Source organism: Amycolatopsis sp. NPDC051061, assembly GCF_040682935.1.
Taxonomy (GTDB): Bacteria; Actinomycetota; Actinomycetes; order Mycobacteriales; family Pseudonocardiaceae; genus Amycolatopsis.
The window spans coordinates 82,335-106,087 of sequence record NZ_JBFBBZ010000012.1 but is presented as its reverse complement, the minus strand read 5'-3'; the positions used below and the strand labels follow the sequence as shown (position 1 = coordinate 106,087).

The window sequence follows — 23,753 nt, the reverse complement described above, 5'->3', positions numbered from 1 at the left end:
GGGTCGGTGGACCACGACTCGAGGGCTGCGCTGTTCGACAGCACGGCCGAGCACTACGACGAAGACACCTTTCACGCCCAGGTGGCGGACGCGCTCATTGCGCCGCTGCCGTCCGGGCCGGGGCTCGTGCTGGACGTCGCCACCGGGACGGGCTTCGCGGCGTACGCGGCGTTGCGGCTGAAGCCGGGTCGCGTGCTCGCTGTCGATCTCTCGCCGGCGATGGTCGAGCAGGCGTCGGCGAAGGCCGCCTCGCTGGATCCGGCCGGGTTGATCACGTGGCAGGTCGGGCCGGCGGTGCCCATGCCGTCCCTGGATGGTTCGGCCGACGTGGTGCTGTGCGCGTCCTCGCTGCACTTCCTGGGGGCGGTCGCGTTCGCCGACTGGCTGCGGGTGCTCCGGCCGGGTGGGCGGCTGGCGTTTTCGGTCGTGTCGGGAGCGCGGTTCCGGGCTTCGGGGCCGTTCGCGGCATTCGTGCCGGAGGACCTTTCGTTTCCGCTGGACGAGGCCGGGGCGGCGGCGCTGGCGTCGGCGGCGGGGTTCGTGGACGTCTCGGCGGAGACGTTCACCGTCGACGGCGGGGACCGGGTGCGGAGCGTCTTCCTGGTGCACGCGACGGCCCCGTGAAATCGAGCTCTCAACGGTGCAGTGAAGCGCCCTTGAGGATCTTGTCCACCGCGTTCTTCGGGCCGTGCACCGCGAGCCCGGCCAGCGTCAGCTTCTCCCCCGGTACCGCGCGGACCGCCGCCCGGTTGTCCACGTCGTTGCCCGTGTGGAACAGCTCGTCGGTGAAGATCGAAATCCGCAGGCCGCGGCCCAGCGCGCGGGTGTGCGCCGCGGTCAGGACGTCCGCTGTGCCCGAAAAGACCAGCACCGGCTGGCCGAACATCGGCAGGTACTCCGTGTCGTCCGCGTCGACGTACGGCTCGCCCATCAGCTCCGGCGTCACGTGGGCGATGCCGCTCACCAGGAACGCGGTGACGTTGAGCCGCTGCCAGGACGCCAGGTCGTCGCGCAACAGGACGGCGATCTTCGTGTCGAAAGAACTCATGCCGGCAAGACTCGCCCGCCGGCCACCCGCGCGTCTTGTACGTTCTTGACATGGCCCACGTGGAAGCTTGGCGCCCGGCGGTCCCGGGGATCGCCGAGGTCTTCCACGCGCGCTTCACCACACACGCCTACCCGCTGCACACGCACGACACGTGGACGCTGCTGATCGTCGACGACGGCGTCATCCGCTACGACCTCGACCGCCACCACCACGGCGCCCTCGGCCCGGCCGTGACGCTGCTGCCGCCGAACGTCGCGCACGACGGGCGCGCCGCGACCAGCCACGGCTTCCGCAAGCGCGTGCTCTACCTGGAGACGTCGGTGCTGGGCGAGGACCTCATCGGCGCGGCGGTCGACCAGCCGAGCGTCGCCGACGGGCTGCTGCGCACCCGGATCCACCAGCTGCACGCGTCGCTGGCCGAGCCGGGCGACGCGCTCGAGGCGGAAAGCCGGCTCGTGCTCGTCGCCGAGCGGCTGCGCACGCACCTCGGTCAGCCGGTCTCCCACGAATCGAAGCGCGGCCTCGCCGACGACCTGCGGGACCTCCTCGACGCACGCCTGCCGGAAGCGGTGACGCTCGCCGAAGCCGCCGAGACGCTGGGCGCGCACCCCGCGTACCTCGTCCGCTGCTTCGGAGCGCGGTTCGGCCTGCCGCCGCACCGCTACCTGACCGGCCGCCGCGTCGACCGCGCGCGCCGGCTGCTGCTCGACGGCTCCCCGGCCGCGGAGGTGGCGGCCACCGCCGGGTTCACCGACCAGGCCCACCTGACCCGGCACTTCAAGCGGTACCTGGGCACCACACCGGCGCGCTACTCGAAGGCTCGTTGACCGGCCTGCCGGTTGTGTCAAGATGGCCGCATGCTGCGCGAACTGCACCTGACCGGCGAACCGGCCGCCGACAAGCTGCTCAACGACGACCCGTTCGCCCTGCTCGTCGGCATGCTCCTCGACCAGCAGTTCCCGATGGAGCACGCCTTCGCCGGCCCGCGGAAGATCGCCGACCGGATGGACGGCTTCGCGCTGGCGAAGATCGCCGCGACCGACGTCGAGAAGTTCGTCGAGATGTGCGTGGTACCGCCGGCCATCCACCGCTACGGCGGCTCGATGGCCCGCCGCGTCCACGCGCTCGCGGAGCACATCATCGAGAATTACGACGGCCGGACCGAAGGGCTCTGGCTCGACGGCCGCCCGAAGCCCGACGGCCCGGAGGTCCTGAAGCGGCTGCGGGCGTTGCCCGGGTTCGGCGAGCAGAAGGCGAAGATCTTCCTGGCCCTGCTGGGCAAGCAGCGCGGCATCCAGCCGAAGGGCTGGCGCGAGGCGGCCGGCGCGTACGGGGACCGCGGCTCGCGCCGGTCGATCGCCGACGTCACGAGCGCCGAGACGCTCGCCGAGGTCCGCGCGTTCAAGAAGGCCGCCAAAGCCGCGGCCGCGTCGAGCTAGCGCACCCTCACGCGCAGCGGGCCCAGCGGCTTCGCGCCGAGCCCGGCAGCTCGTCCATAGTGGACCCTCTCACAGCAGGCCGGCGAGTTCGTACAGCACAAGGCTTCCCGCCACCGCGACGTTGAGACTCGCACCCGTCCCCACCATCGGGATTTCGACGACGGTGTCCAGCAGGTCGAGGGCCTCCGGCGGGATCCCGGTCTGTTCGTGGCCGAGCACGGCGATCGTGCGGCCGCGGGCGGCCGGGAGGTCACCCAGCCGCACCGCTTCCGCGCCGCAACGCCTCGGGCACCCAGGGAAAGTGCGGCGCCTCCGATTTCGTTGGTCATGCCCGGATTCCAACCCGTTCGCCGGGACCGCGGAACCGTCCGACGCTCCTACTCTGGACACGGAGGTGCAGCCCATGCACACAGGAGTGGGAGACGAAATCCAGGTACACGGCCGTACCGTCGGGTCGGCGGAACAGCGCGGCGAAATCCTCGAAGTCCGCGGGCCCGACGGCGCCCCGCCCTACCTGGTGCGGTTCGCCGACGGGCACGAGGCACTCGTTTACCCGGGCCCCGACTGTGAGGTCCAGGCCCACGCCGACTAAGCGGCGACCGGCTCGCGGACCCGGCCCCACGCCGTGCCGACGAGCACCAGCGCCCCCAGGGTCAGCGCCGCCGCGACCTCGGGCAGCACCAGCGGCCCGCCGGACGTCAGCACCGCGCCCCCGACCACGCCGGACAGGCCGACGCCGAGGTAGATCGCCGACGCGTTGAGCGACAGCACCAGGCCCGCGTGGCCCGGGGCCAGCTCGATCAGCCGGTGCTGCACCGGCGGGTTGAACGACCACGTCGCCAGGCCCCACACGAACAGCGCGATGCCCGCCGCGATCGGCGTCGTCATCGCGATCGGCAACAGCGCCATGACGACGGTGATCGCGGCGGTCACGACGAGCAGCGGCGTGCGCGAACCCCACCGGTCGGTCACCCGGCCGCCGGCGAAGTTGCCGACCGCGCCGCCGACGCCGTAGCAGAACAGGAGCACCGTGACCGTCGTGCCGTGGACGCCCGCGGTCGCGGCCAGCAGCGGCGACACGAACGTGTAGACCATGAACGCGGCCAGGCACCCGAGGACCGTCACGGCCAGCATGACGAGCACGCGCGGGTCGCGACCCGCGGCGAACCGCTCGGCCAGGCTCACCCGCGGCGGGGCGGCGACCGCCGGCAGCACCGCCCGCACGGCCAGCGCGCTCGCCAGGGAGAACGCGGCGACCAGCGCGAACGCCAGCCGGTAGCCGAGGTGCTGCGAAATGAGGCTGCCCAGCGGCACGCCGAAGATGAGCGCGACGGTCAGGCCGCCGAACACGAGCGCGACCGCGCGTCCCCGGCGTTCCGGGCTGGTGAGCTCGGCCGCCACGGCACTCGCCGCCGGGGTGAACACCGCGGCGCCGACCGCGGTCACCACCCGGGCCAGCAGGAGCGTGCCGTAGCCGGGCGCGAGCGCGGCGAACAGGTTGCCGGCGGCGGTCACGGCGAGCGCGGCGACCAGCAGCGTCCGGCGCTCCCAGGTGCCGGTGACGGCGGCGAAGAGCGGCGAGCCGATCGCGTACGCGATGGCGAAGGCCGTGACGAGCTGCGCTGCGGCGGTGGCCGAGACGTGCAGTTCGCCGGTCAGCGCCGGCAGCAGCCCGGCGACGATGTAGCCGCTCGTCCCGACGCCGAACGCGCCGAAGGCCAGCACCGAGATCCTCGAGGACGAGGGTGTGGACATGGGTGGGTCCCCCCAGCGAGCAGGTGATTGGTTCGATGAACGTCGTAGTTCGACAAACACCGTACTACGCGGGTCCGACAATTTCGATCGGCGTCGTACAATGGGCTCATGGCCAAGTCCGTCACCCTGCCGCCGCTCGTCTACCCGGACCGGGACGAGATCACCGTCGAAGGCGTGCTTCGCGCCCTCGCCGACCCGGTCCGCCTGGCGATCGTCCGGCAACTGGCCGCCGCCGATCACGAACTCTCGTGCGGCGCGCTGACCGTGTCGGTGACCAAGTCCACAATCACCCACCACCTGAGCATCCTGCGCCAGGCCGGGGTCGTGGCCGGCCGCCAGGAGGGGACGACCCGGTTCAACTCGTTGCGCCGCAACGACCTCGACGCGCTGTTCCCCGGTCTCTTGGACGGTGTTCTGGCCGCTCGCCGCTGAGCGCGCCGCCACGGGTGTGGATCGTCACCCGGATACCCGGATGACAACGACCCCCTCCATCGGTTGGACTGGGCGAAGGCAGCTCACGGCACTGGGGCCGGATGGCTGTCTTCCTTTTTGCCCGTGTACTGAACCGATCCAGTAACCCCGACGAAGATCGGCCAAGTAATCGTTTACCCACATTGGAAGGAGTGCCGTGCCCGTCGCGCTGCTCGCGCTCGCCATCGGAGCTTTCGGCATCGGGACCACCGAGTTCGTCATGATGGGCGTGCTGCCCCAGGCGGCCGCCGACTTCGGCGTCGACATCCCGACCGCCGGCTACCTCATCACCGCCTACGCCCTCGGCGTCGTCGTCGGCGCCCCCCTGCTCACCGCGGTCGCCGTCCGGCTGCCGCGCAAGACCATGCTGCTGGCCATGATGGGCCTGTTCACCCTGGGCAACGCCCTCTTCGCGCTCTCCCCGAACCAGGAGTTCGGCGTCGCGTTCCGGTTCCTCGCCGGCCTGCCCCACGGCGCGTTCTTCGGCGCCGGCGCGGTCGTCGCCTCCAGCCTCGTCGGGCCCGGCCAGCGCGCCAAGGCCGTGTCGATGATGTTCCTCGGGCTGACCCTGGCCAACGTCATCGGCGTGCCGCTGGGCACGCTGCTCGGCCAGCAGGTCGGCTGGCGCGCCACCTTCGGCGTCGTCGCGGTGATCGGCGTCGCCGCCGCCGCGGCCATCGCGAAGCTGGTGCCCCACCAAGGCCGGCCCGCGGAGGCCTCGCTGCGCAACGAGCTCGGCGCGTTCAAGCGGCCGCAGGTGCACCTCGCGCTGGCGATCGTCACGTTCGGACTCGGCGGCGTGTTCGCCTGCCTGTCCTACATCACGCCGATGCTGACCGACGTCGCCGGCTACTCCCCGTCGAACGTCACCCTGCTGCTGTCGCTGGCCGGGGTCGGCATGACGATCGGCAACCTGCTCGGCGGCCGCCTGGCCGACCGCGCGCTGATGCCGGGCCTGTACGCCGCGCTGCTGTCGCTGGCGTGCGTGCTGGGCATCTTCACGATCACGGCGCAGGGCAAGGTCGGCGCGGCGATCACGATCTTCTTCGTCGGCGTCGCCGGGTTCATGATCGGCCCGATGATGCAGGCGCGGATCATGGAGAAGGCGGGCGGCACTCCGTCCCTGGTGTCGGCCGCCGTCCAGTCCGCGTTCAACATCGCCAACTCGATCGGCGCCTACCTCGGCGGTTTGGTGATCGCCGGCGGGCTCGGTTTGGTCGCCCCCAACTGGGTCGGCGCCCTGCTGGCGGTCTTCGGGCTGACACTCGCGATCGTCTCCGGCACCTTGGACCGCCGCGAGGCCCGCGCCGAACGCCGCGAACTCGCGATGGCGTCCTGACGGCCCTCATGCGCCCCAAGGTGGCCTTCGGTGCGTTCAACGCACCGAAGGCCGCCTTGGGTGCGTTCAACGCACCCAAGGCCACCTTGGGGCGTTCGGGGCACCACCTAAGAAGACGCGAACGGGCCGCCGATGATCGTCAGGGCCACGTACAGCACCGCGGCCGCCAGCCCGGCGTAGGTCACGACGTCGACGACCTTGCCGCGGATCGCGAGCAGCCCGGCCCGCTCCGTCGGCAGCACCGCCCGCAGCACCCCGGCGAGGAGGAGCGCGGCGCCGATCAGCGCCGCGCCCTCCCGCCAGTGGTACTGGACGATCCGCACCGCGGCGACGGCCACCACCAGCAGCACCACCGCGAACGGGACCTGCGCGAACCGGGCCGGCCGGCTCCGGCGGTCGTGGACGTCCCGCCGGTCCTCGGTCATCGTCATCGGCCCTGAAGACCCTGGATCGAGCGTTCCGCCGCCTCGACGACGTTGCTCACGAGCATCGCCCGGGTCATCGGCCCGACCCCGCCGGGGTTCGGCGAGATCCAGCCGGCGACCTCGGCCACGTCCGGGTGAACATCGCCGGTGAGCTTGCCGTCCACGTGGGACACGCCGACGTCGAGCACCGCGGCGCCCGGGGCGACCATGTCCGGCGTGATGATCCCGGGCACCCCGGCCGCGGCGACCACGATGTCGGCGCGGCGGACCTCGGCGGCGAGGTCGCGGGTGCCGGTGTGGCACAGGGTCACCGTGGAGTTCTCGCTGCGGCGGGTCAGGAGCAGGCCCAGCGTCCGGCCGACGGTGATGCCGCGGCCGACCACGGTGACGCGCGCGCCGTTCAGCTCGACGCCGTGGCGCTTGAGCAGCTCGATGATCCCGTACGGCGTGCAGGGCAGCGCGCCCCGCTGGCCGAGCACGAGCCGGCCGAGACTGACCGGCGCGAGGCCGTCGGCGTCCTTCTCCGGGTCGATGCGCTCCAGCACGCGGTTCGCGTCGAGGTGCTTCGGCAGCGGCAGCTGGACGAGGTAGCCGTGGCACGCCGGGTCGGCGTTCAGCTCGTCGATGACGGCTTCGAGCTTCTCCTGGGTGATGTCGGCCGGCAGGTCGCGGCGGATCGAGTTGACGCCGATCTTGGCGCTGTCGGCGTGCTTCATCCGCACGTACGAGTGCGACCCCGGGTCGTCGCCGACCAGGACCGTGCCCAGGCCCGGCGTCACCCCCTTCGCGGCCAGTGCCGCGACGCGCGGCTCGAGCTCCGCGAAAATGGCGTTCTTGGTGGCCTTGCCGTCGAGAATCTTCGCCGTCACGACGCCCATTCTGGCAAAGCGGCCCCCGCGCGTCGCTTCCAGGCGCGGGTGGTCGCAGCCCGTAGAGTGATCGTTACCCCCCACGGTCCACTCGCGACGCTGCCCGCGATCAACCTGTGATCTACCGCACGTCGCATCACGCGAGGTCAGACCGGGTGCCACCGGGTCGCCGAGCGGCAAAACCCACATGCGGGGTGCACACGCGCGCGCGAACAGTCAAAATGTCCCCGTGGCACAACCGACGACGCAGCTGAACGCGACCGAGCAGGACACCCTGGTCAAGCAGATCGGCCTTGCCCTGCTCCGTGCCGCCCCACGCGACTGGCGCAAGGTCTCGGCGGAGTATCGAGCCGTCGGGAGGTACCACGAGCTGACCGGCGAGATCGTCACCGAAGACGGCACGGTGCACGAGTGGCTCGCCACCCACGACATCGCGACCTTGTTCGGCAGGCTGCGCGGGGGCATGTACCGCGACGGCCGCGGAACGTGGTTCAACGCGCGCTACCAGCTCGACCACCCGTCCAGCTACAACCTCGAGTACAACCGCGACGAGCCGGTGTGGAACCTCGCGCCGCCGCCGCAGGCCTACTCGGACGAACTGCGGATGTTCCCGCGCACCGAGGAGAACGTGCCCGAGTGGCTGATCCGGCGGATGTCCGGGCTCGGCCCGGAGCAGCCGGGGCCGCACTTCCGGATCGCCCGGATCTTCGACACGATCGGTCCCGCCGGCCGCCCGGTGATCAACCGCCCCGACCTCGAGGTCGAGGAGCAGGACCGGCTGCTGGAGTACCTCGACCACGCGCCGCTGGTCGTCACCGAGCGCGGCTACGACATCGACCGGCTGGCCGCGACGCCCGAGGCCACCGTCCCGGTCGCCTTCCACAGCGACGGCCAGTGGATCTGGCCCGCCGCCGTCAACTTCTACCTCCGCAAGTACGGCGTTTCGCCGGAGTCGGACCTGGTCGAGCACGTCCGGGCGGTCGGCTTCAAGCTGCCGCCGGTCGACGAGCCGACGCTGCAGGCCGCCGGCGCGTACCTGACCCGGGGCAACCAGCCGCCACCGCAGCAGCAGCGCCCGGCCGGGCCGCCGCCGCAGGGGCCGCCGCCAGGTCCGCCGCCCCAGCAGCAGGCGCCCGCGGGCCCGCCGCCGACCATGGTCGCGCCGGCAGTGCCGGCCGGGCCGCCGCAGCAGCACCAGGAGCCGCCCGCGCCGGTGGAAGCGGCGGCGCACGCCCCCGAGCCGGAGGCCCCGGCCGAGGAGCACACCTACGCCGAACAGGCCGAGTTCGCCGAAGAGGGCTACGACGACCAGGAGTTCGACGGCCGCTTCGCCGAGGAGGACTCCTACGGCGAGGGGGAGTACGAACACGCCGCGGGCTCGAACGGCACGTCGCCGGAGCCGGGCCGGGTGCCCGACCTCGAGGAGACCGCGGAGTACGTCCCCGACCAGCCGATCGGACACGGCGAACCGCCGCGCGACGGCGAGGTCCGGCCGACGCACGAGGACGAGGGCGGGTTCGACGGCGAGCAGTTCCCGGAGCCGGCCGGCCACCGCGAGGACGACGGGCACGCCGCGTTCGACGCCGGTACCCACCGGGACGACGAGCCGGCGCACGCGGCGTTCCAGCCGGATCACCAGCTGGACGACGAGCCTTCCCACGCGGCGTTCCTGCCGGGTGAGGCCGAGGCCTCGCACGCCTTCCAGCCGGGTCAGGACGAGCCGGCGCACGCGGCGTTCCCGCCGGCCCGGCCCCGGCCGGACGAGCCGTCGCACGCCGCGTTCGACCCCGGTCCGCCGACCATGATCACCCAGCCCGAGGTGCCCGGCGTGCTGCCGGTGCCGGAACCGACGGCGCCCGAGCCCGCGGAGCCGCCCGCGCCCCGCTCGGGCCGCCGCGCGCTGCGCCGCGAGACCCCGGACCACCCGGTGCTCGCCGGCCTGCAGAGCAAGCTGGACGAGCTCGAGGTGCCCGAAAGCGGCTACAAGCTGGGCGAGCCCGCCGAGCACGGGTGGAGCGTCGAGCAGGTCGACGACGGCTGGCGCGTCGGCTGGTACGACGGCAAGCTCAGCAACCCCGCGGTCTTCGGCGACGCCGAGGACGCGGCCGCGTTCATGCTCGGCAAGCTGCTGCTCAACCCCGAGGGCCACGTGCCCGAGGAGCCGCCCGCGCCGGAACCGGAGCCTGAACCCGAGCCGGAACCGGCGCCGCAGCGGGTCGTCGCGACGCTGTCGCCGGAGGTCGCCACCGGGTCCTACCCGGTCCGCAAGCCGGAGCCGGTGCCCGCCCAGGAGCAGACGGCGTTCACGAGCGCCGAGGAGCTGTTCGGCGACCTCGAGGACGACGAGCCGCCGGCCCCGCCGCGCCGGCCCGTCCCACCCGCGCCGGTCCCGGCCGGGCCGCCGCCGATGGCGCAGCAGCAGGCCGGCCCGCCCCCCGTGGCCCCCGCGCCGCCGCGGCGTGAACCGCCGTCGACGCCGACCGTGCTGGCCGCCCCGGTGTCGCCGGGCGCCCCGCCGGTGCCGCCGCCGGCCGCACCGCCCGTGCCCCCGCGGCGTGAGGAGCCGGCTCGCCCGGCCGCGGCCGTCAACGGCGGTGGTGGTGGCCAGCAGCAGTGGCCGATCGGGCCGATGGCCGGGGAGCCGCCGCTGACGCTGTTCCGTGGCAAGGAGCTGCGCGAGCTGCCCGCGGGCAGCGAGCTGGACCGCTTCGGCGGCCCGAACGGCAACCTGACGTACGCGGCGGGCACGCCGTTCGCCGAGCGGTCGCTGGTGCCCGAGTGGGTGAACCGGCCGTACCACGTCTACCGGGTGCAGCGGCCGCTCGAGGCGCTGGCCGGCGTCGCGATCCCGTGGTTCAACCAGCCGGGCGGCGGGTCGGCGTACCTGCTCCCGGCGTCGATCGAGGAGCTCGTCGCCGAGGGCGACCTGATCGAGCTCGACCCGGGCGAACCCCCGATCGACTGATTTTCCGCGAAGGCCCGGCAGCTCGCCGGGCCTTCGTGCTTTTCAGCGGATGACGAGCCCGTGGGCGGCGGCGAAGGCGATGGCCGTCTCGACGTCCACCTCGGCACCCCGCAGGTTGGCCTGGACCAGGGCGTTCGCGTCGAGGCGCGCGCCGCGCAGATCCGCGCCGTCGAACTTCGCGGCTTGCAGGCGGGCGCCGGTCAGGTCGCTGCCGCGCAGGTCGGCGCCGGCGAGGTCGGCCTCGGTCAGGTTGGCTTCGCGCAACCGCAGCCCGGACAGGCCCAGCTTGCGCAGCCGCGCCTTCGCGAGCGACGCCAGCGAGAGGTCGCATTCGGTGAGGGCGATGCCGCCGAACCCGCACTCGGCGAACGACGAGCCGAGCAGCGAGCACGACGTCCAGCGGCTTTCGACGAGCACCGAGCGGTCGAAGGTGCACGAGCGGAACGCGGAGGCGTCGTGCCGCGAGCGGGCCAGGTCGGCCCGGCTGAACAGGCAGTCGTCGAAGGTGCAGCCGCGCGTGCGCAGCCCGCTCAGGTCCGCGCCGGTGAAGTCGCACCCGGTGAACCGGCGCTTTTCCCACCACTGCCCGGACAACACCGCTTCGCGGTAGTCCTCCCCCGTCTCCAGCACGGGCCCCAGGGTGCCACACCGGTGATCAGAGGTTCGCACCCTGGACGTAGTTCATCGCCTCGATGTACTCGGGCAGTTGCGCGCGGCGCGTCATCTCGGCCTCGTCCAGGTTCTCCAGGCGCGTCTGGATCCACCACAGGTTGCCGAAGGGATCGCGCACGCGCCCGACGCGGTCGCCGAAGAACAGAACCGTCTGGCGAGTCACCTCGGTCGCCCCCGCTTCGATCGCGCGTCGCTGCGTTTCTTCGCTGTCCGGCACGTAAAGCCGCAGGAAGGCCGGAGTGGCGGCCCAGCCGTCCGGCGAGTCGAACGCCATCACGACCGCGTCGCCGATGCGGACTTCCGCGTGGCCGATCTTCCCGTGCTCGCCGACGACGCGGCCGAGCTCTTCGGCGTCGAAAGCGTGCTTCAGGAAGCCGAGCAGGCCGGCGGTGTCGTGGCCGATGATCCACGGCGTGACCGTCGTGTAGCCCTCGGGAACCATGGTCTCCTCCTCAGTCGGTGTGGCTTCGACCGTAAGATCGAAATAGGTCAGTTCCTGACCGCTGCATACTGGGCCCACTGCTGGGCCTGGCGCCGAAAACCGGATGATCTTTCCCGGTCCGCTGACTACGGTGACGCCGTGCCCGACCACGATTACGTCGACCCCTACCTCGCCTCGCTGTACGACACGATGAACCCGCGCGAGAGCAGCGGCGACTTCGCGTTCTACCTGCCGATGATCATGGCGGCGGAGTCGGTGCTCGACGTCGGCTGCGGCACCGGTTCCCTGCTGCACTGGGCCCGCGAGTCCGGCCACGAAGGACGGCTCGTCGGCATCGATCCCGCCGAGGGCATGCTCATCCAGGCCCGTCGCCGGGACGACGTCGAGTGGGTGCACGGCGATTTGTCGACCGGTGCCTGGGACAGCAAGTTCGATTTCGCGGTGATGACCGGGCACGCGTTCCAAGTGCTGCTGACCGACGAGGAGCTGCGGACGGCGTTCGCGGCGATCCACCGCGCGCTGCGGCCCGGCGGCCGGTTCGGCTTCGACACCCGCAACCCCGCCGGACGCGCCTGGGAGCGCTGGACGCCGTCGAACGTCTGGGAAGCCGGCGAGGTGCGGTCGTGGAACGACGCCGGGCCGTTCGAGAACGGGTACGTCAGCTTCACGACGACGTACGAAAGCCCGGGCTGGGACGCACCGCGGTTCAGCGAAAGCACGCTGCGGTTCCTCGATGTGCCTTCCCTGAACGAGTTCATCGGGGAAGCCGGGCTGGTCGTCGACGAGCAGTACGGCTACTGGGACCGCACGCCGGTGACCGCCGACAGCCCGGAGATCGTCACGATCGTGCGGCGCCCGCTCACCTGAAGTCCCGCGACTTCGCCTTGATCCGCATCGGCAGCGCCTCGACGCGGTCGGCCAGCACGCTGACCACGCCGTCGGCCTTCTCCACCACCCCGCGGATCAGCAGCGCCGGGCTCGCGCGCGCGACGCGGTGGTAGCGCTGCCACAGGCCGAGCGTGCAGATCACGTTGACCATCCCCGTCTCGTCCTCGATGTTGAGGAAGGTGACCCCGCCCGCCGTCGCCGGGCGCTGCCGGTGCGTGACGGCGCCGCCGATTAGCACGCGCGCGCCGTCTTCGAGGTCGGCCAGGCCGTTCGCCGGGACGACGCCGAGGGCGTCGAGGCGGTCGCGGATGAACTCGGTCGGGTAGCTGTCCGGCGAGACGCCGGTCGCCCAGACGTCCGCCGCCGCGAGGTCGAGGCCGTCCATCCCGGGCAGCACGGGGGCCTGCGCGCCGACCAGGCCCGGCAGCTTCTCCGGGCGTTCCCCGGCGACGGCGCCCGCGGTCCACAGCGCCTGCCGGCGGTCGCCGCCGAACCCGGCGAACGCGCCGGCCGTGGCGAGCGCCTCGATCTGCGGGGTCTTCAGCCGCACGCGGCGGGCGACGTCGGCCATGTCGGTGAAGTCGCCGTTCGCCTTCCGCTCGGCCACGATCCCCTTCGCCAGCTCCTCCCCGATCATCCGCACGGTGCTCAGCCCGGTGCGGACAGCGTGTCCGTTGTCCGGCAACGGTTCCAGCGTCGCGTGCGGCAGGCTGCGGTTGATGTCGGGGCCGTGCACGGTGACGCCGTGGCGCCGCGCGTCGGCGACCAGCGACTGCGGTGAGTAGAAGCCCATCGGCTGCGCGCGCAGCAGGCCCGCGAGGAACGCGTCCGGGTGGTAGTGCTTGAAGTAGGCGCTCGAAAACACCAGGTGCGCGAAGCTCAGCGCGTGGCTTTCCGGGAAGCCGAAGTTCGCAAACGCCTTGAGCTTCAGGAAGATCTTCCCGGCCAGCTCCGCTTCGACGCCGTTCGTGGCGGCGCCGTCGAGGAAGCGCTGACGCAGCCTCTCCATCTTCCGGTCCGAGCGCTTCGACCCCATCGCGTGCCGCAGCTGGTCGGCCTCCGCCGCGGTGAAGTTCGCGACGTCCAGGGCGATCTGCATCATCTGCTCCTGGAACAGCGGCACGCCCTTGGTCTTGTGCAGCGCGTTCTCCAGCAGCGGGTGGTCGTAGTCCCATTCTTCGCGGCCCTGCTTGCGGCGGATGTACGGGTGCACCGAGCCGCCCTGGATCGGGCCCGGCCGGATCAGCGCCACCTCGACGGCGAGGTCGTAGAACTCCCGGGGTTCGAGGCGGGGCAAGGTCGCCAGCTGGGCCCGGCTCTCCACTTGGAACACGCCGATCGCGTCGGCGCGGCAAAGCATGTCGTAGACCTTCTGGTCGGTGAGGTCCAGCTCGGCGAGGTCGATCTTCTCGCCCTTGTACTCCTCGACGAGGTCGAGCATGTAGTGCAGCGCCGAGAGCATGCCGAGGCCGAGCAGGTCGAACTTGACGAGCCCGGCGGCCGCGCAGTCCTCCTTCTCCCACTGGATGACGCTGCGGTCGGCCATCCGCGCCCACTCCACCGGCACGACCTGGCTCACCGGCTCGTGGCACATGACCATCCCGCCGGAGTGGATGCCGAGGTGGCGCGGGAAGTCCTCGAGGGCGAGCGCGAGCTGGACGACGTCGTCCGGGATGTCGTGGTCGTGGTCCTTTTCGGTGCTGCGCAACGATCCCCAGCGGTCGATCTGCTTGCTCCAGGCGTCCTGCTGGCCCGGCGAGTACCCGAGCGCCCGCGCGGCGTCGCGGACCGCCGACCGGGCACGGTAGGTGATCACGTTCGCGACCTGGGCGGTTCTCAGGCGGCCGTGCTTCTCGAAGACGTACTGGATGGCCTCCTCGCGACGGTCGGACTCGATGTCGAGGTCGATGTCCGGATAGCCGTCGCGGTCCGGGGCGAGGAAGCGCTCGAAGAGCAGCTTGTTGGCCACGGAGTCGACCTTCGTGATGCCGAGCGCGTAGCAGACGGCCGAGTTCGCGGCCGAACCCCGGCCCTGGCAAAGGATCTTGTGGTCGTTGCAGAACCGGACGATGTCCCAGACGATCAGGAAGTACCCGGGGAAGCCGAGTTCCTCGATGATCTCGAGTTCGTGCTCGATCTGTTCTGTTGCCTTCTCTTCGTGCTCTTTGCCTCCGAAGCGCTCCTTCGCGCCTTCGCGGGTGAGTTCGCGGAGGTAGGTCGTCTCGGTGTGGCCCGCGGGGACGTCGAAGGGCGGCAGTTTCGGGGCGATCAGCTCGAGCGGGAACGCGCATTCCATGCCGAGGAGGGCGGAACGGCGGACGGCACCGGGGTAGCGCCGGAACAGGACGTCCATTTCGGCGCCGCTGCGGAGGAAAGCCGTCCCGGCCGCGGGCAGCCAGCCTTCGAGTTCGTCGATGCCGCGACGGGCCCGGATCGCGGCGAGGGCGTCGGCGAGCGGGGCGCGTTCGGGCCGGGCGTAGTGCGCGGCGGTGGTGGCCACGGTCGGGAGGTGCAGTTCTTCGGCGAGCTTCGTCAGGACGTCGTTGTGCGTGCTGTCGAGCGGCTGGCGGTGGTCGGTGAGCTCGACGTAGACGTTGTCACGGCCGAAGCGGTCGACGAGGTTCTTCAGCGCTTCGGCGGCGGCCGCCGGGCCGTGCGTGACGAGGGCGGAGCGCACCGCGCCTTTGCGGCAGCCCGTGAGGACGACGCACTGCCCGGCGACCTCCTCGGCGACCGCGCCGAGGTCGTAGCGGGGTTTGCCTTTTTCGGCGTCTTCGTGGATCTGGCCGGCGGTGATGGCGCGGCAGAGGGCCCGGTAGCCCTGGTCGCCGCGGGCGAGCAGCAGGAGGTGCTCGCCTTCGGGGTCGGCGACGCCGTTCTGCGGGGTCTGGAGGCCGAAACTGAGCTCGGTGCCGAAGACGGTGTTGACGCCGAGCTCGCGCGCGGCCTCGGCGAAGCGGACGACGCCGTACATGCCGTCGTGATCGGTGAGGGCGATGGCGTCGAGCTGCAGGCGCGCGGCTTCCTCGACGAGCTCTTCGGGGTGGCTGGCGCCGTCGAGGAAGCTGAAGTTGGAGTGGCAGTGCAGTTCGGCGTAGGGGACGCGGACGGTCTCGCCGCCGTCGTCGTTGCGCCGGGTGGGGAGGTTTTGTGGCCGCTGGTAGGCCTCGCGCTTGCGACTCCAAGCGGGGCTGTCACCGTGGTCGCCGGGAGGCACCCCGCCGGCGAGGGTGCGGGCGAGGTCCTTCCAGCGGACGGGTGGGTTGTTCCAGCCCATCTAGCGACTCCCGGGCTCACGGTCTTCGGTGTGGGGGTGGAGTTGCGCGTCTCGGGCTTCCGGTGGTGAAGCCTGGTCGGCGGCCCCGGCATCCCGGCGGCGGTGCCAGTTGCTGGGGTGGTTCCAGCGGCTCCGGGCTTCGGCTTCGGTCATGGGCTAGGTGGGCGGGTCATCCACCGCTGCTTGCGTGCGCCGCTTCGGGTTCCGCTCAGCAGGCCCGCTCAGGCGGCAGCCGTTCTCCTGCGACGAGCGCGGAACCGGGAGCGCGATCACCGGGCACACCCACTCCTCTTCCAGTTCGGGCTGCTGGGCAGGTAGCTGCCCGCGGACCGACCACCTCTCCGGTTCAGGCTGGGGAGCGGGTACTTCGCGCAGCCATTCGCGCTCTTCTTCGGCCCGGCGGGGTGTTGCCCCCGGTTCGGCGCGCAGCCAGGCTCGGAGCTTTCGTGCGTAGTCCTCGTCCATGCTCAGTCGTACACTCCCTCGACCGTCCACAGTGGATTTTCCGTGCCCGCGCAGTGCACCAGCACCGCGTCGGGCGGGTCGTCCGGCTCGCCCGCGAGCAGCAGCTGCAGCCGTGCTCGCCGCGGGCCCGGTCTTCGGCGGTCGCCCGCCAGCGGCCACGGCCCCGCCCACCCCACGACCTCCCGGTGCGGGCCGCCGGTGATGCTCAGCCCGCGCGGGACCGCCGTGAGCTCATCGCGCGCCGTGATGCCCACCGGCCGGCCCTCGGCGTCGAAGACCTGCGCCGGCACCGGGCGGTCGAGGACCGTCGCCGGGGACGGCGCCGGCAGCCGTCCCGGCCAGGTCGCGTCGGCCGGCGTCGTCCGCTCGCGCGGGTCGCCCCACGGCACCAGCCGGACGCGGCCCGCCGGGTCGCGGCCGCCGTCGAGCACCGGCGTCACCACTCCTTCCGGCCCGAGCAGCCCCTGGACCCGCACGAACGCCCGCGCCGCGCGCTCGTCTTCCTCGTCGGAACGACCGTTCTGCCACAGGTCGAGCTGCAGCGACCGCCCTTCGACGACCTCCTCGGGCTCCAGCCGCAGCCGCACCACGCCGGACGTCGGACGCCGGCCCGGCGCCGCGCGCAACCAGCCTTCGAACTGCCAGCGCACGCGATCGGCGACCCCGGCGGGCGTCAGCGGTTCCGCGCACCGCCACGCGCGGCCGAGGTGTTCGCCCTCTTCGGTGACGGCGTAGATGCCAAGCCGCGTGCACGCCAGGCCGTGCCCGGCCAGGCCGGCGCAGAACCGCGTCGCGAGGCCCTTGGCGAGGAACGCCGCGACGTCGACCCGCTCGACGACCGGATCGAACTCTTCGGCCAGCGTCAGTTCGGGCGGCGGGCGGCGCCGCAGCGGCGGACGTTCGGAGCGGCCCCGCGCCAGCCGGTGCGCGAGCACGCCGGCGGCGCCGAACCGGTTGACGACGTCGCGTTCCGGGAGTTCGGCGAACGCGCCGAGCGTCCGCAGCCCGAGCCGGCGCAGCAGGTCGACGAGCTCCGCGCGCTCGGCGCCGGGCTGGTCGAGCTCGGTGACGGGCAGCGGGGCGAGGAACTCGGCGACGCGCCCGGTTTCGACGAACTCCCCGCGCCGCGCGGCGAGCGTCGCGGCGAAGAGCCCTTCGGCGACGCCGACCTGACACTCGACGCCCGCGGCGGCGGACACTTCGTCGACGAGCCGTTCGACGAGGGCGTGCTCCCCGCCGAAGTACCCGGCGGCCCCGGCGACGGGGACGGCGACGAGCCCCGGCCGCACGACCTCGACCCCGACGACGAGCGCCTCGACAGCTCGGGCGACGGCTTCGAAGAGCCGAGCGTCCCGGCCGTCGTCGGCGGCGAAGACGGCCAGGTCCGGACAGTTCGACTGCGCTTCCCGCCGCCGCGTCCCCCGCCGGACACCGTTCCGCCGGGCGACGGCATTGCCGGCGACAACGCGGTTCGCGCTGAAGACGGCAGCGGGCTCGGTGACGGCCACGCCGCCGACGGCGGCAGCGGCGACGACGGGCCAGTCGGGGCACCAGAGGACGAGCATCCGGGTGGGGAGATCGGCGGACCGCCGTTGCGCGGGGACGGTCATGCGGCCTCCCCGCGCGGGCCGCGAACGACCGCCGGGCGGACGTGACGGAGAGGTCGACACGCGTGATTGGGGAGTCGACACGCGTGATTGAGCGGTCGACACGCGTGTTTGGAGGGTCGACTCGCGCACCTGGAGGGTCGACTCGCGCACCTGGAGGGTCGACTCACGTACCCAGAGGGTCGACTCACGTACCCAGAGGGTCGACTCGCGCACCCAGAGGGTCGACTCGCGCACCCGGAGAGTCGGCTCGCGCACCCAGAGGGTCGACTCGCGCACCCGGAGAGTCGGCTCGCATACCCAGAGGGTCGGCTCGCGTACCTGGACGGTCGGCTCGCGTGATTGGGGAGTCGACTCGCGTGATTGGGCGGACGACACGCGTGTCTGGGTGGACGACACGGCGTTGGGTGCGGTCGGGCTGGGGCGGGGGTCCACTTTGGACGGGACGTCATGCCGTGGCCTCCTCGCGGAGGCCCGGAGCCGGGACCGCGGGATCCGGCGTCTCGGCGGGGCCCGGGAGGGCGAGCGAAGCCGAGACCGGGCGGGCCGCCGCGCCGCGGCCGTGGGCCCGCACCTCGACCCGGCGCTCACGCAAGTGGCCGTAGCCGTCCGCAAGACCGGACCACGCCGAAAACCGGCACGACAGCTCGACGTCCGCCCCCGGCCAAGCGCCGGAGGCCAGCAGCACCGCCCCGCGGTGCCGGGTCCGGGCCGACAACCGCCGCGCCACGGCGGCCTGGACCGTCTCCGAACGGACCGCCACCACGTCCACGCCGTCCAGCAGCGCCGCGACCACCGCCGGGAGCTCCGCCCCCGGACGCGGGACCAGCGCCACCCGGGCGAGGTCCACGCCGTACTCGGCCGCCGCCGCCAGCCCCAGCGACGGCATGCCGACCACGGCCGCCCACGAGCCGGCGGCCGTCGCCTCGGCGAGCAGCGCCACCAGCAGCGACGTGCTCCCGTGGACCGCCACCGTGCTCCCGCGCCGGAGCCCGGCCGAGGGCAGCAGCCCGGCGAGCGCCGGGGCGACCGGGAGCACCTTCCCCGTCGCCCGCGCACGCTCGGCCTGCGCCGCGACCCGGCTCGCCGTGCTGACCCCGGGCAGGGCCGCCAGCCGGGCCACCGGCGGCTCCACCACAGCGGTCACCGCACGCACCTCCCCACCACGGACTAGGCCGGCGGTCGGGCCTCTCCCAAAACACGACCGACGGCACTGGTTCGCCGCGGGGAAGGCGGCGGTTCCACGTCGAACACCTGTTCGACATGGACAAGTCAACCGTGAACCACCCGAGGTGTCAAGTCACCCACTGGTGGGGTACGAACCCTGGAACGCCAGCCGCGAATCGGCCTCCGCGGCAAGCCGTGAGAGCTCGTCGTCCAGGGCCATGAACGTCTCCCACGGCGGGCCGCCGAGCCGCGCGACGACCCGATCCTCCAGGTCCGGGACCCGCTTCGCCTTCCACACCTTGTCCGCCAGGCTGACGAGCAGATCCTCGACCGCCACGTCGGGAGCGGACCACGAGCCGTGCGTCCGCGCGAACCGCGCCCAGTCCTCGGAGACCCCGTGGGACACCAGCAACGCGTAGCCGGCCGGCTCGTGCGCGGACCCCGGCCCGGACAGTTCCGAGCGCGACGTCGTGCACCACCCGCAGGTGCGCACCGAGCCGCGGCGGCGCGCCCAGCGTCTCCAGCAACTGCCGGGCCCGCGACGGCAGCGGAGCGAATCCGGGGGCGTCCAGCGCGGCGCGCAGCAGATCGGTCACCCCGCCAACGTAATGAACTTGCCCGCGCCGAGCCGTGATCGCTAGACACATCCGCGTGGAGCTCACCGAAGCCCGGCCCGAAGACTGCCCGGAACTGCTCGTCCTGCAACGCTGCTGCTGGGTCCAGGAGGCCGTCCTCAACGACACCCTCGACATCCCCGCCCTGCACGAAACCCTCGAGGACGTCCGCGACTGGACGAAGACCTGGTCGGTGTGGGTCCTGCGCGACGAGCACCGGCTGGTCGGCGCGGTGCGTGCCCGCCTCGAAGGCGACTGCTGGGAGCTGGGCCGGCTGATGGTCGCGCCGGACTTCGCCGGCCGCGGGCTCGGCCGCCGGCTGCTCGAACACGCCGAGGCGCAGGCGCCCGCCGAGGCACGCCGGTTCGCTCTCTTCACCGGCGCCCGGAGCACCCGCAACATCACGCTCTACCAGCGGGCCGGCTACCGGCTCACCGACGCACCCGGCGCCGGCGGCCACATCAGCGGCGCCGTCTACCTCGAGAAAGACGTCACGCAGCGCTAAAAACCCGGTCCGCCCGCCTGACGCTGCGGTGTCGGCTAGATTCGCCGGTGGACTTCTGGGGGTGAGCGATGACCGGACGACCGGTTCTGTGGATCGCCGGAGCGCTGGTCGCCGCGGGCGCGGTGGCGGCCGTCGTGCTCACCGCGGGCGGCGGGGTGCCCGGCGCGAAGGCCGCGGCCCCGGGGCCGACGACGATGGGCGCGGAGTGGCGATCGTTTCGCGCCGACGTCACCGGGATCCGGCCGGGCACGGACGACGTCAGCCTGTTCGTGCAGGTCGCGCTGCCCGGCAAGGACCCCGGCTGCGTCCGGGAGCCACGCATCGAACAGATCGTGGAGACCAAGACCGACGTCCGCGCCGACGTCGTCTACTCGACCCGGCCCGCGGCGGGCGGCTGCCAGGACAAGGTGCCCGCCGAGCTGCGGCTGGCCACGTCCACCCCGGTCGCGGACCGCACGGTGATCCTCAACGGCGACAACGGCAACGCCTGGCACAAGCTCGGTGCCGGCTGGGGGCACTGCGCTCCCCAGGGCACCTGCGTCCCGCCCGCCGACCACTGCGACCCGGCGTGGATCGGCGCCGCGGTGTCCGCGACGGGCGCCGAGAGCGCGGGCACCACCCGCGTCTGCGACCCGAACTGGCTGGTCCTCGACCTGCTGGTGCGCCAGACCGACCCGCCCGCCCGCTCGGTTTTCCGCTGGAGCGATTCGGGCTGGACGTCGTTCGCGCAGGTCAAGTCGGCCGGCTGCCCGGAGATCCGGGCGGCCGAACCGAAGTTCCCCGTCGCGCTCTGCAAGGCGCTGCCCGCGCCGGCTTAACGCAGCTTCTTGACGATCTCCGCGCCGACCGCCTTCACCGCGTCGTCGGTCTCCTGCTGCGGCATGGGCGAGTTCGAGAAGAACCCCTTGTCCCAGCCGGACACCTCGACGATCACGACCGTGGTGCCCTTCAGGACGTGCAGTTCGGATCCGCTGAAGGCGCTCTTCGTGACCAGCCGGACCAGCACCGCCTTGTCGCCGACGCCCTTCACGTCCGTCGGCGGGACCTCCGGGGCGATCGGCAGGTACAGGTGGTTCGCCGAATCCCGCGCGTTCTCCCCGGAGTACGCCGTGATCCGCACGCTCAGCGTGGCGTCGCGGACGTTCTCGTCGGGGCCGGGCTTCCAGCTGCAGTTGACCTGTTTCAGGCCGGGCGCGTTCGCGGTGCCCGGGCCGCCCAGCGCGAAACTCGGGAAGCCCGCCTTCTCCAGCGTCTGGGCCGGCACCTGGCACTCGGCGGGCACCGGCGACGACGACGGTGCCGCGCCGGTGCTCGCGAAGTAGCCGCTCGCGAAGATCCCGAGCGGGATGCCCGCGCCGAGCAGCACCACCACGCCGATGACGATCCCGAGGATCAGCCCGGTCCGCTTCTTCTTCGGCGGCTGCTGCATGGGCCTGCCGTAGCCCGGATATCCCTGGTACCCGGGCGGCGGGTAGCCGGGCCGCTGGGGATACCCCGGCGGCCCCTGCTGCCCGTAGCCCGGCTGACCCGGTCCGTACGGCGGTGGTTGCTGCATCGAGCCCTCCCTCTCGAAGCGAAGCCGGGGTCAGTGCGCGAAGTGGCGCGTCCCCGTCAGGTACATCGTGACGCCCGCCTTCTCCGCGGCCGCGATCACCTCGGCGTCGCGGACCGAGCCGCCGGGCTGCACGATCGCCCGCACACCGGCCTCGACCAGCACTTCCAGGCCGTCCGGGAACGGGAAGAACGCGTCGGACGCGCCTACCGAACCCTTGGCCCGGTCGCCCGCCCGCGAGACGGCCAGCCGCGACGAGTCGACGCGGTTGACCTGGCCCATGCCGACGCCGACGGTCGCGCCGTCCGTGGCCAGCAGGATCGCGTTCGACTTGACCGAGCGCAGCGAACGCCACGCGAACTCGAGGTCGCGCAGGGTCTGCTCGTCGGCCGGGGTGCCGGTGGCCAGCTGCCACGACGCCGGGTCGTCGCCGGGCGCGTTGATCGCGTCGACGGTCTGCACGAGCACGCCGCCGGAGATCTGGCGGAACTCGATCGGGGCCGGGTGGGCGATCTCCGGCAGCTTCAGCAGCCGGATGTTCTTCTTGCGCTGCAGGACCTCCAGCGCCTCGGCGTCGAAGTCCGGCGCCAGGACGACCTCGGTGAAGACCTCGGCGATCTGCTCCGCGGCCTCGCGGCTGACCGGCCGGTTCGTCGCGATGACGCCGCCGTAGGCCGAAACCGGGTCGCACGCGTGCGCCTTGCGGTGCGCCTCGGCGATGTCGGTGCCGACCGCGATGCCGCACGGGTTGGCGTGCTTGATGATCGCGACGGCAGGCCCGTCGAAGTCGAACGCGGCGCGGCGGGCGGCGTCGGTGTCGACGTAGTTGTTGTAGGACATGGCCTTGCCGTGCAGCTGCTCGGCGTGCGCCAGGCCGGCCCGGTGTCCCTTGTACAGCGCCGCCTTCTGGTGCGGGTTCTCGCCGTAGCGCAGCACCTCGCCGCGTTCCCAGCTGATGCCGGAGAAGTCCGGGAAGCCGGAGTCGTCCGCGGGCGCGTAGACGTTGGAGAACCAGGACGCGACGGCGATGTCGTAGGACGCCGTGTGCGCGTACGCCTGCGCGGCCAGGCGCTTGCGGTCGGCGAGGTCGAAGCCGCCGTCGGCGACGCGCTCCAGAACCCAGCCGTAGCGGGCCGGGTCGACGACGACCGCGACGCTGCCGTGGTTCTTCGCCGCGCCGCGGACCATGGCCGGGCCGCCGATGTCGATGTTCTCGACGCAGTCCTCGGGGCTCGCGCCGGAGGCGACGGTCTGCGTGAACGGGTAGAGGTTCACGACCAGCAGGTCGAACGCCGCGATGTCCAGCTTGCGCAGCTGCTCGACGTGGTCGGGATTGCCCTGGTCGGCGAGCAGCCCGGCGTGCACGTTCGGGTGCAGCGTCTTGACGCGGCCGTCCAGCGACTCGGGGAAGCCGGTGACGTCTTCGACCGGCGTGACCGGGACACCCGCGTCGGCGATGGCCTTCGCCGTGCCGCCGGTGGAGACGATCTCGACGCCGGCCGCGTGCAGGCCGGTCGCGAGGTCCAGCAGGCCCGCCTTGTCCGAGACGCCGATCAGCGCCCGGCGGACCGGGCGCCGTCCCAGGTCAGTGCTCACGAAATGTCACCTTTCGTCCGTCCACGGTGCAGCCACCGCGGCCGAGTCGCTCGATCGTTTCCACCAGCAGCCTGCGTTCGACGGCCTTGATCCGTTCGTGCAGGACGTCTTCGGTGTCGTCGTGCTCCACGACGACGGCCTCCTGGGCGATGATCGGCCCGGTGTCGACCCCGGCGTCCGCGAAGTGCACGGTCGAGCCGGTGACCTTGACCCCGGCTTCCAGTGCGTCGCGCACCGCGTGCATCCCGGGGAACGACGGGAGCAGCGCCGGGTGCGTGTTGACCACCGTGAACCGGCCGAGGAACTCGCCCCCGAGGATCTTCATGAACCCGGCGGAGACGACCAGGTCGGGCTGGTAGGCCGCGACGGCCTCGGCGAGCGCCTTGTCCCAGGCGGCGCGGTCGGGGTGGTCGGCGACGCGGACCGTGAACGACGGGATGCTCACGCGTTCGGCGCGGGTGAGGGCCTCGATGCCGGTGCGGTCGGCGCCGACGGCGACGACCTTGGCCGGGAAGCCGGACCGCCCGGTGGCGTCCAGCACCGCCTGCAGGAGGGTGCCGGAGCCCGACGCGAGCACGACGAGCTTCACCGGAGTGGGCAGGTCCAACCGTTGAGACAGAGCGGGCTCCTTGCCGCGGGCGGTGCGCAGCCGGGCGC

General features: G+C 72.5%; 25 protein-coding genes. 10 read left to right on the top strand and 15 right to left on the bottom strand.

Features of this window, described 5'->3' with window-relative positions:
• Nucleotides 1–6: 6 nt before the first annotated feature.
• Complete coding sequence (locus tag AB0N03_RS18325) at nt 7–624, top strand: class I SAM-dependent methyltransferase (protein WP_364372592.1); 618 nt, start codon at nt 7–9, stop codon at nt 622–624.
• Nucleotides 625–634: 10 nt separating this feature from the next.
• Here AB0N03_RS18325 and AB0N03_RS18320 read toward each other — a convergent pair whose 3' ends face one another.
• A complete protein-coding gene (locus AB0N03_RS18320) occupies nt 635–1,048 on the bottom strand; it encodes a DUF2000 domain-containing protein (protein WP_364372590.1) in 414 nt (137 codons plus the stop codon).
• A gap of 50 nt (nt 1,049–1,098) precedes the next feature.
• On the opposite strand from AB0N03_RS18320, the gene AB0N03_RS18315 reads away from it, so the two are divergent.
• Nucleotides 1,099–1,875: an AraC family transcriptional regulator gene (locus AB0N03_RS18315; protein WP_364372587.1), complete on the top strand. Its 777-nt coding sequence runs from the start codon at nt 1,099–1,101 to the stop codon at nt 1,873–1,875.
• Between the two features lie 30 nt (nt 1,876–1,905).
• Nucleotides 1,906–2,487 (top strand): HhH-GPD-type base excision DNA repair protein, encoded by a 582-nt coding sequence (locus AB0N03_RS18310; protein WP_364372584.1) that lies wholly within the window; start codon nt 1,906–1,908, stop codon nt 2,485–2,487.
• Nucleotides 2,488–2,556: 69 nt separating this feature from the next.
• On the opposite strand, the gene AB0N03_RS18305 is transcribed toward AB0N03_RS18310, so the two are convergent.
• Entirely contained in the window at nt 2,557–2,751 is a 195-nt protein-coding gene (locus AB0N03_RS18305) for a TrmH family RNA methyltransferase (RefSeq protein ID WP_364372581.1), read from the bottom strand.
• Nucleotides 2,752–2,890: 139 nt separating this feature from the next.
• Between AB0N03_RS18305 and AB0N03_RS18300 the strand changes: the two genes are divergently transcribed.
• Nucleotides 2,891–3,079: a DUF1918 domain-containing protein gene (locus AB0N03_RS18300; RefSeq protein ID WP_364372578.1), complete on the top strand. Its 189-nt coding sequence runs from the start codon at nt 2,891–2,893 to the stop codon at nt 3,077–3,079.
• Here AB0N03_RS18300 and AB0N03_RS18295 read toward each other — a convergent pair.
• Entirely contained in the window at nt 3,076–4,242 is a 1,167-nt protein-coding gene (locus AB0N03_RS18295; protein ID WP_364372575.1) for an MFS transporter, read from the bottom strand. The two genes, AB0N03_RS18300 and AB0N03_RS18295, sit on opposite strands and share 4 nt — an antisense overlap.
• Nucleotides 4,243–4,350: 108 nt before the next feature.
• Here AB0N03_RS18295 and AB0N03_RS18290 point away from each other — a divergent pair, with 108 nt between their 5' ends.
• Together AB0N03_RS18290 and AB0N03_RS18285 are read left to right on the top strand one after the other, a co-directional pair.
• Nucleotides 4,351–4,674, top strand: a complete 324-nt coding sequence (locus tag AB0N03_RS18290; protein ID WP_364372572.1) for a metalloregulator ArsR/SmtB family transcription factor — start codon at nt 4,351–4,353, stop codon at nt 4,672–4,674.
• 196 nt (nt 4,675–4,870) lie between these two features.
• Entirely contained in the window at nt 4,871–6,052 is a 1,182-nt protein-coding gene (locus AB0N03_RS18285; RefSeq protein ID WP_364372569.1) for an MFS transporter, read from the top strand.
• A 107-nt stretch (nt 6,053–6,159) separates the two neighbouring features.
• Here the strand turns inward: AB0N03_RS18285 and AB0N03_RS18280 are convergent, their stop codons facing one another.
• Both AB0N03_RS18280 and AB0N03_RS18275 read right to left on the bottom strand, forming a co-directional pair.
• On the bottom strand, nt 6,160–6,483 hold the full coding sequence (locus AB0N03_RS18280; RefSeq protein ID WP_364372566.1) for a DUF3017 domain-containing protein: 324 nt from the start codon (nt 6,481–6,483) through the stop codon (nt 6,160–6,162).
• Complete coding sequence (locus AB0N03_RS18275) at nt 6,480–7,346, bottom strand: bifunctional methylenetetrahydrofolate dehydrogenase/methenyltetrahydrofolate cyclohydrolase (protein ID WP_364372564.1); 867 nt, start codon at nt 7,344–7,346, stop codon at nt 6,480–6,482. Before AB0N03_RS18275 ends, AB0N03_RS18280 begins: the two co-directional genes overlap by 4 nt.
• 187 nt (nt 7,347–7,533) lie before the next feature.
• On the opposite strand from AB0N03_RS18275, the gene AB0N03_RS18270 reads away from it, so the two are divergent.
• Nucleotides 7,534–10,311 carry a glycohydrolase toxin TNT-related protein gene (locus AB0N03_RS18270; protein WP_364372562.1) on the top strand — a complete coding sequence of 926 codons (2,778 nt, stop codon included), beginning with the start codon at nt 7,534–7,536 and terminating at the stop codon, nt 10,309–10,311.
• Between the two features lie 42 nt (nt 10,312–10,353).
• Here the strand turns inward: AB0N03_RS18270 and AB0N03_RS18265 are convergent, their stop codons facing one another.
• Nucleotides 10,354–10,941: a pentapeptide repeat-containing protein gene (locus AB0N03_RS18265; protein ID WP_364372560.1), complete on the bottom strand. Its 588-nt coding sequence runs from the start codon at nt 10,939–10,941 to the stop codon at nt 10,354–10,356.
• Nucleotides 10,942–10,966: 25 nt separating this feature from the next.
• The gene (locus AB0N03_RS18260) at nt 10,967–11,425 is read right to left on the bottom strand and encodes a VOC family protein (RefSeq protein ID WP_364372558.1); all 459 of its coding nucleotides are present in this window, start codon (nt 11,423–11,425) and stop codon (nt 10,967–10,969) included.
• Between the two features lie 138 nt (nt 11,426–11,563).
• Between AB0N03_RS18260 and AB0N03_RS18255 the strand changes: the two genes are divergently transcribed.
• Entirely contained in the window at nt 11,564–12,292 is a 729-nt protein-coding gene (locus tag AB0N03_RS18255) for a methyltransferase domain-containing protein (protein WP_364372555.1), read from the top strand.
• Here AB0N03_RS18255 and AB0N03_RS18250 read toward each other — a convergent pair.
• From AB0N03_RS18250 to AB0N03_RS18230, 5 genes are all read right to left on the bottom strand, one after another.
• Nucleotides 12,285–15,590: an error-prone DNA polymerase gene (locus AB0N03_RS18250; RefSeq protein ID WP_364372552.1), complete on the bottom strand. Its 3,306-nt coding sequence runs from the start codon at nt 15,588–15,590 to the stop codon at nt 12,285–12,287. The genes AB0N03_RS18255 and AB0N03_RS18250 overlap by 8 nt on opposite strands.
• Before the next feature lie 156 nt (nt 15,591–15,746).
• Nucleotides 15,747–16,055, bottom strand: coding sequence for a hypothetical protein (locus AB0N03_RS18245; RefSeq protein WP_364372549.1), 309 nt, complete (start codon nt 16,053–16,055; stop codon nt 15,747–15,749).
• Between the two features lie 2 nt (nt 16,056–16,057).
• Nucleotides 16,058–17,620 (bottom strand): DNA polymerase Y family protein, encoded by a 1,563-nt coding sequence (locus AB0N03_RS18240; protein WP_364372958.1) that lies wholly within the window; start codon nt 17,618–17,620, stop codon nt 16,058–16,060.
• A 490-nt stretch (nt 17,621–18,110) separates the two neighbouring features.
• On the bottom strand, nt 18,111–18,809 hold the full coding sequence (locus AB0N03_RS18235) for a hypothetical protein (protein ID WP_364372546.1): 699 nt from the start codon (nt 18,807–18,809) through the stop codon (nt 18,111–18,113).
• 153 nt (nt 18,810–18,962) lie between these two features.
• Nucleotides 18,963–19,322: a phosphohydrolase gene (locus tag AB0N03_RS18230; RefSeq protein WP_364372543.1), complete on the bottom strand. Its 360-nt coding sequence runs from the start codon at nt 19,320–19,322 to the stop codon at nt 18,963–18,965.
• A 158-nt stretch (nt 19,323–19,480) separates the two neighbouring features.
• Between AB0N03_RS18230 and AB0N03_RS18225 the strand changes: the two genes are divergently transcribed.
• Entirely contained in the window at nt 19,481–19,948 is a 468-nt protein-coding gene (locus AB0N03_RS18225; RefSeq protein WP_364372540.1) for a GNAT family N-acetyltransferase, read from the top strand.
• A gap of 68 nt (nt 19,949–20,016) precedes the next feature.
• Nucleotides 20,017–20,766, top strand: coding sequence for a hypothetical protein (locus AB0N03_RS18220; protein ID WP_364372537.1), 750 nt, complete (start codon nt 20,017–20,019; stop codon nt 20,764–20,766).
• Here the strand turns inward: AB0N03_RS18220 and AB0N03_RS18215 are convergent.
• The 3 genes from AB0N03_RS18215 to purN are packed head-to-tail and all read right to left on the bottom strand — an operon-like array spanning nt 20,763 to nt 23,703.
• On the bottom strand, nt 20,763–21,503 hold the full coding sequence (locus tag AB0N03_RS18215; RefSeq protein WP_364372534.1) for a hypothetical protein: 741 nt from the start codon (nt 21,501–21,503) through the stop codon (nt 20,763–20,765). The two genes, AB0N03_RS18220 and AB0N03_RS18215, sit on opposite strands and share 4 nt — an antisense overlap.
• 30 nt (nt 21,504–21,533) lie before the next feature.
• Entirely contained in the window at nt 21,534–23,096 is a 1,563-nt protein-coding gene (gene purH, locus AB0N03_RS18210) for a bifunctional phosphoribosylaminoimidazolecarboxamide formyltransferase/IMP cyclohydrolase (protein WP_364372531.1), read from the bottom strand.
• Nucleotides 23,086–23,703 (bottom strand): phosphoribosylglycinamide formyltransferase, encoded by a 618-nt coding sequence (gene purN / locus AB0N03_RS18205; protein WP_364372528.1) that lies wholly within the window; start codon nt 23,701–23,703, stop codon nt 23,086–23,088. The genes purH and purN overlap by 11 nt, the downstream gene beginning before the upstream one ends.
• Nucleotides 23,704–23,753: the final 50 nt, after the last annotated feature.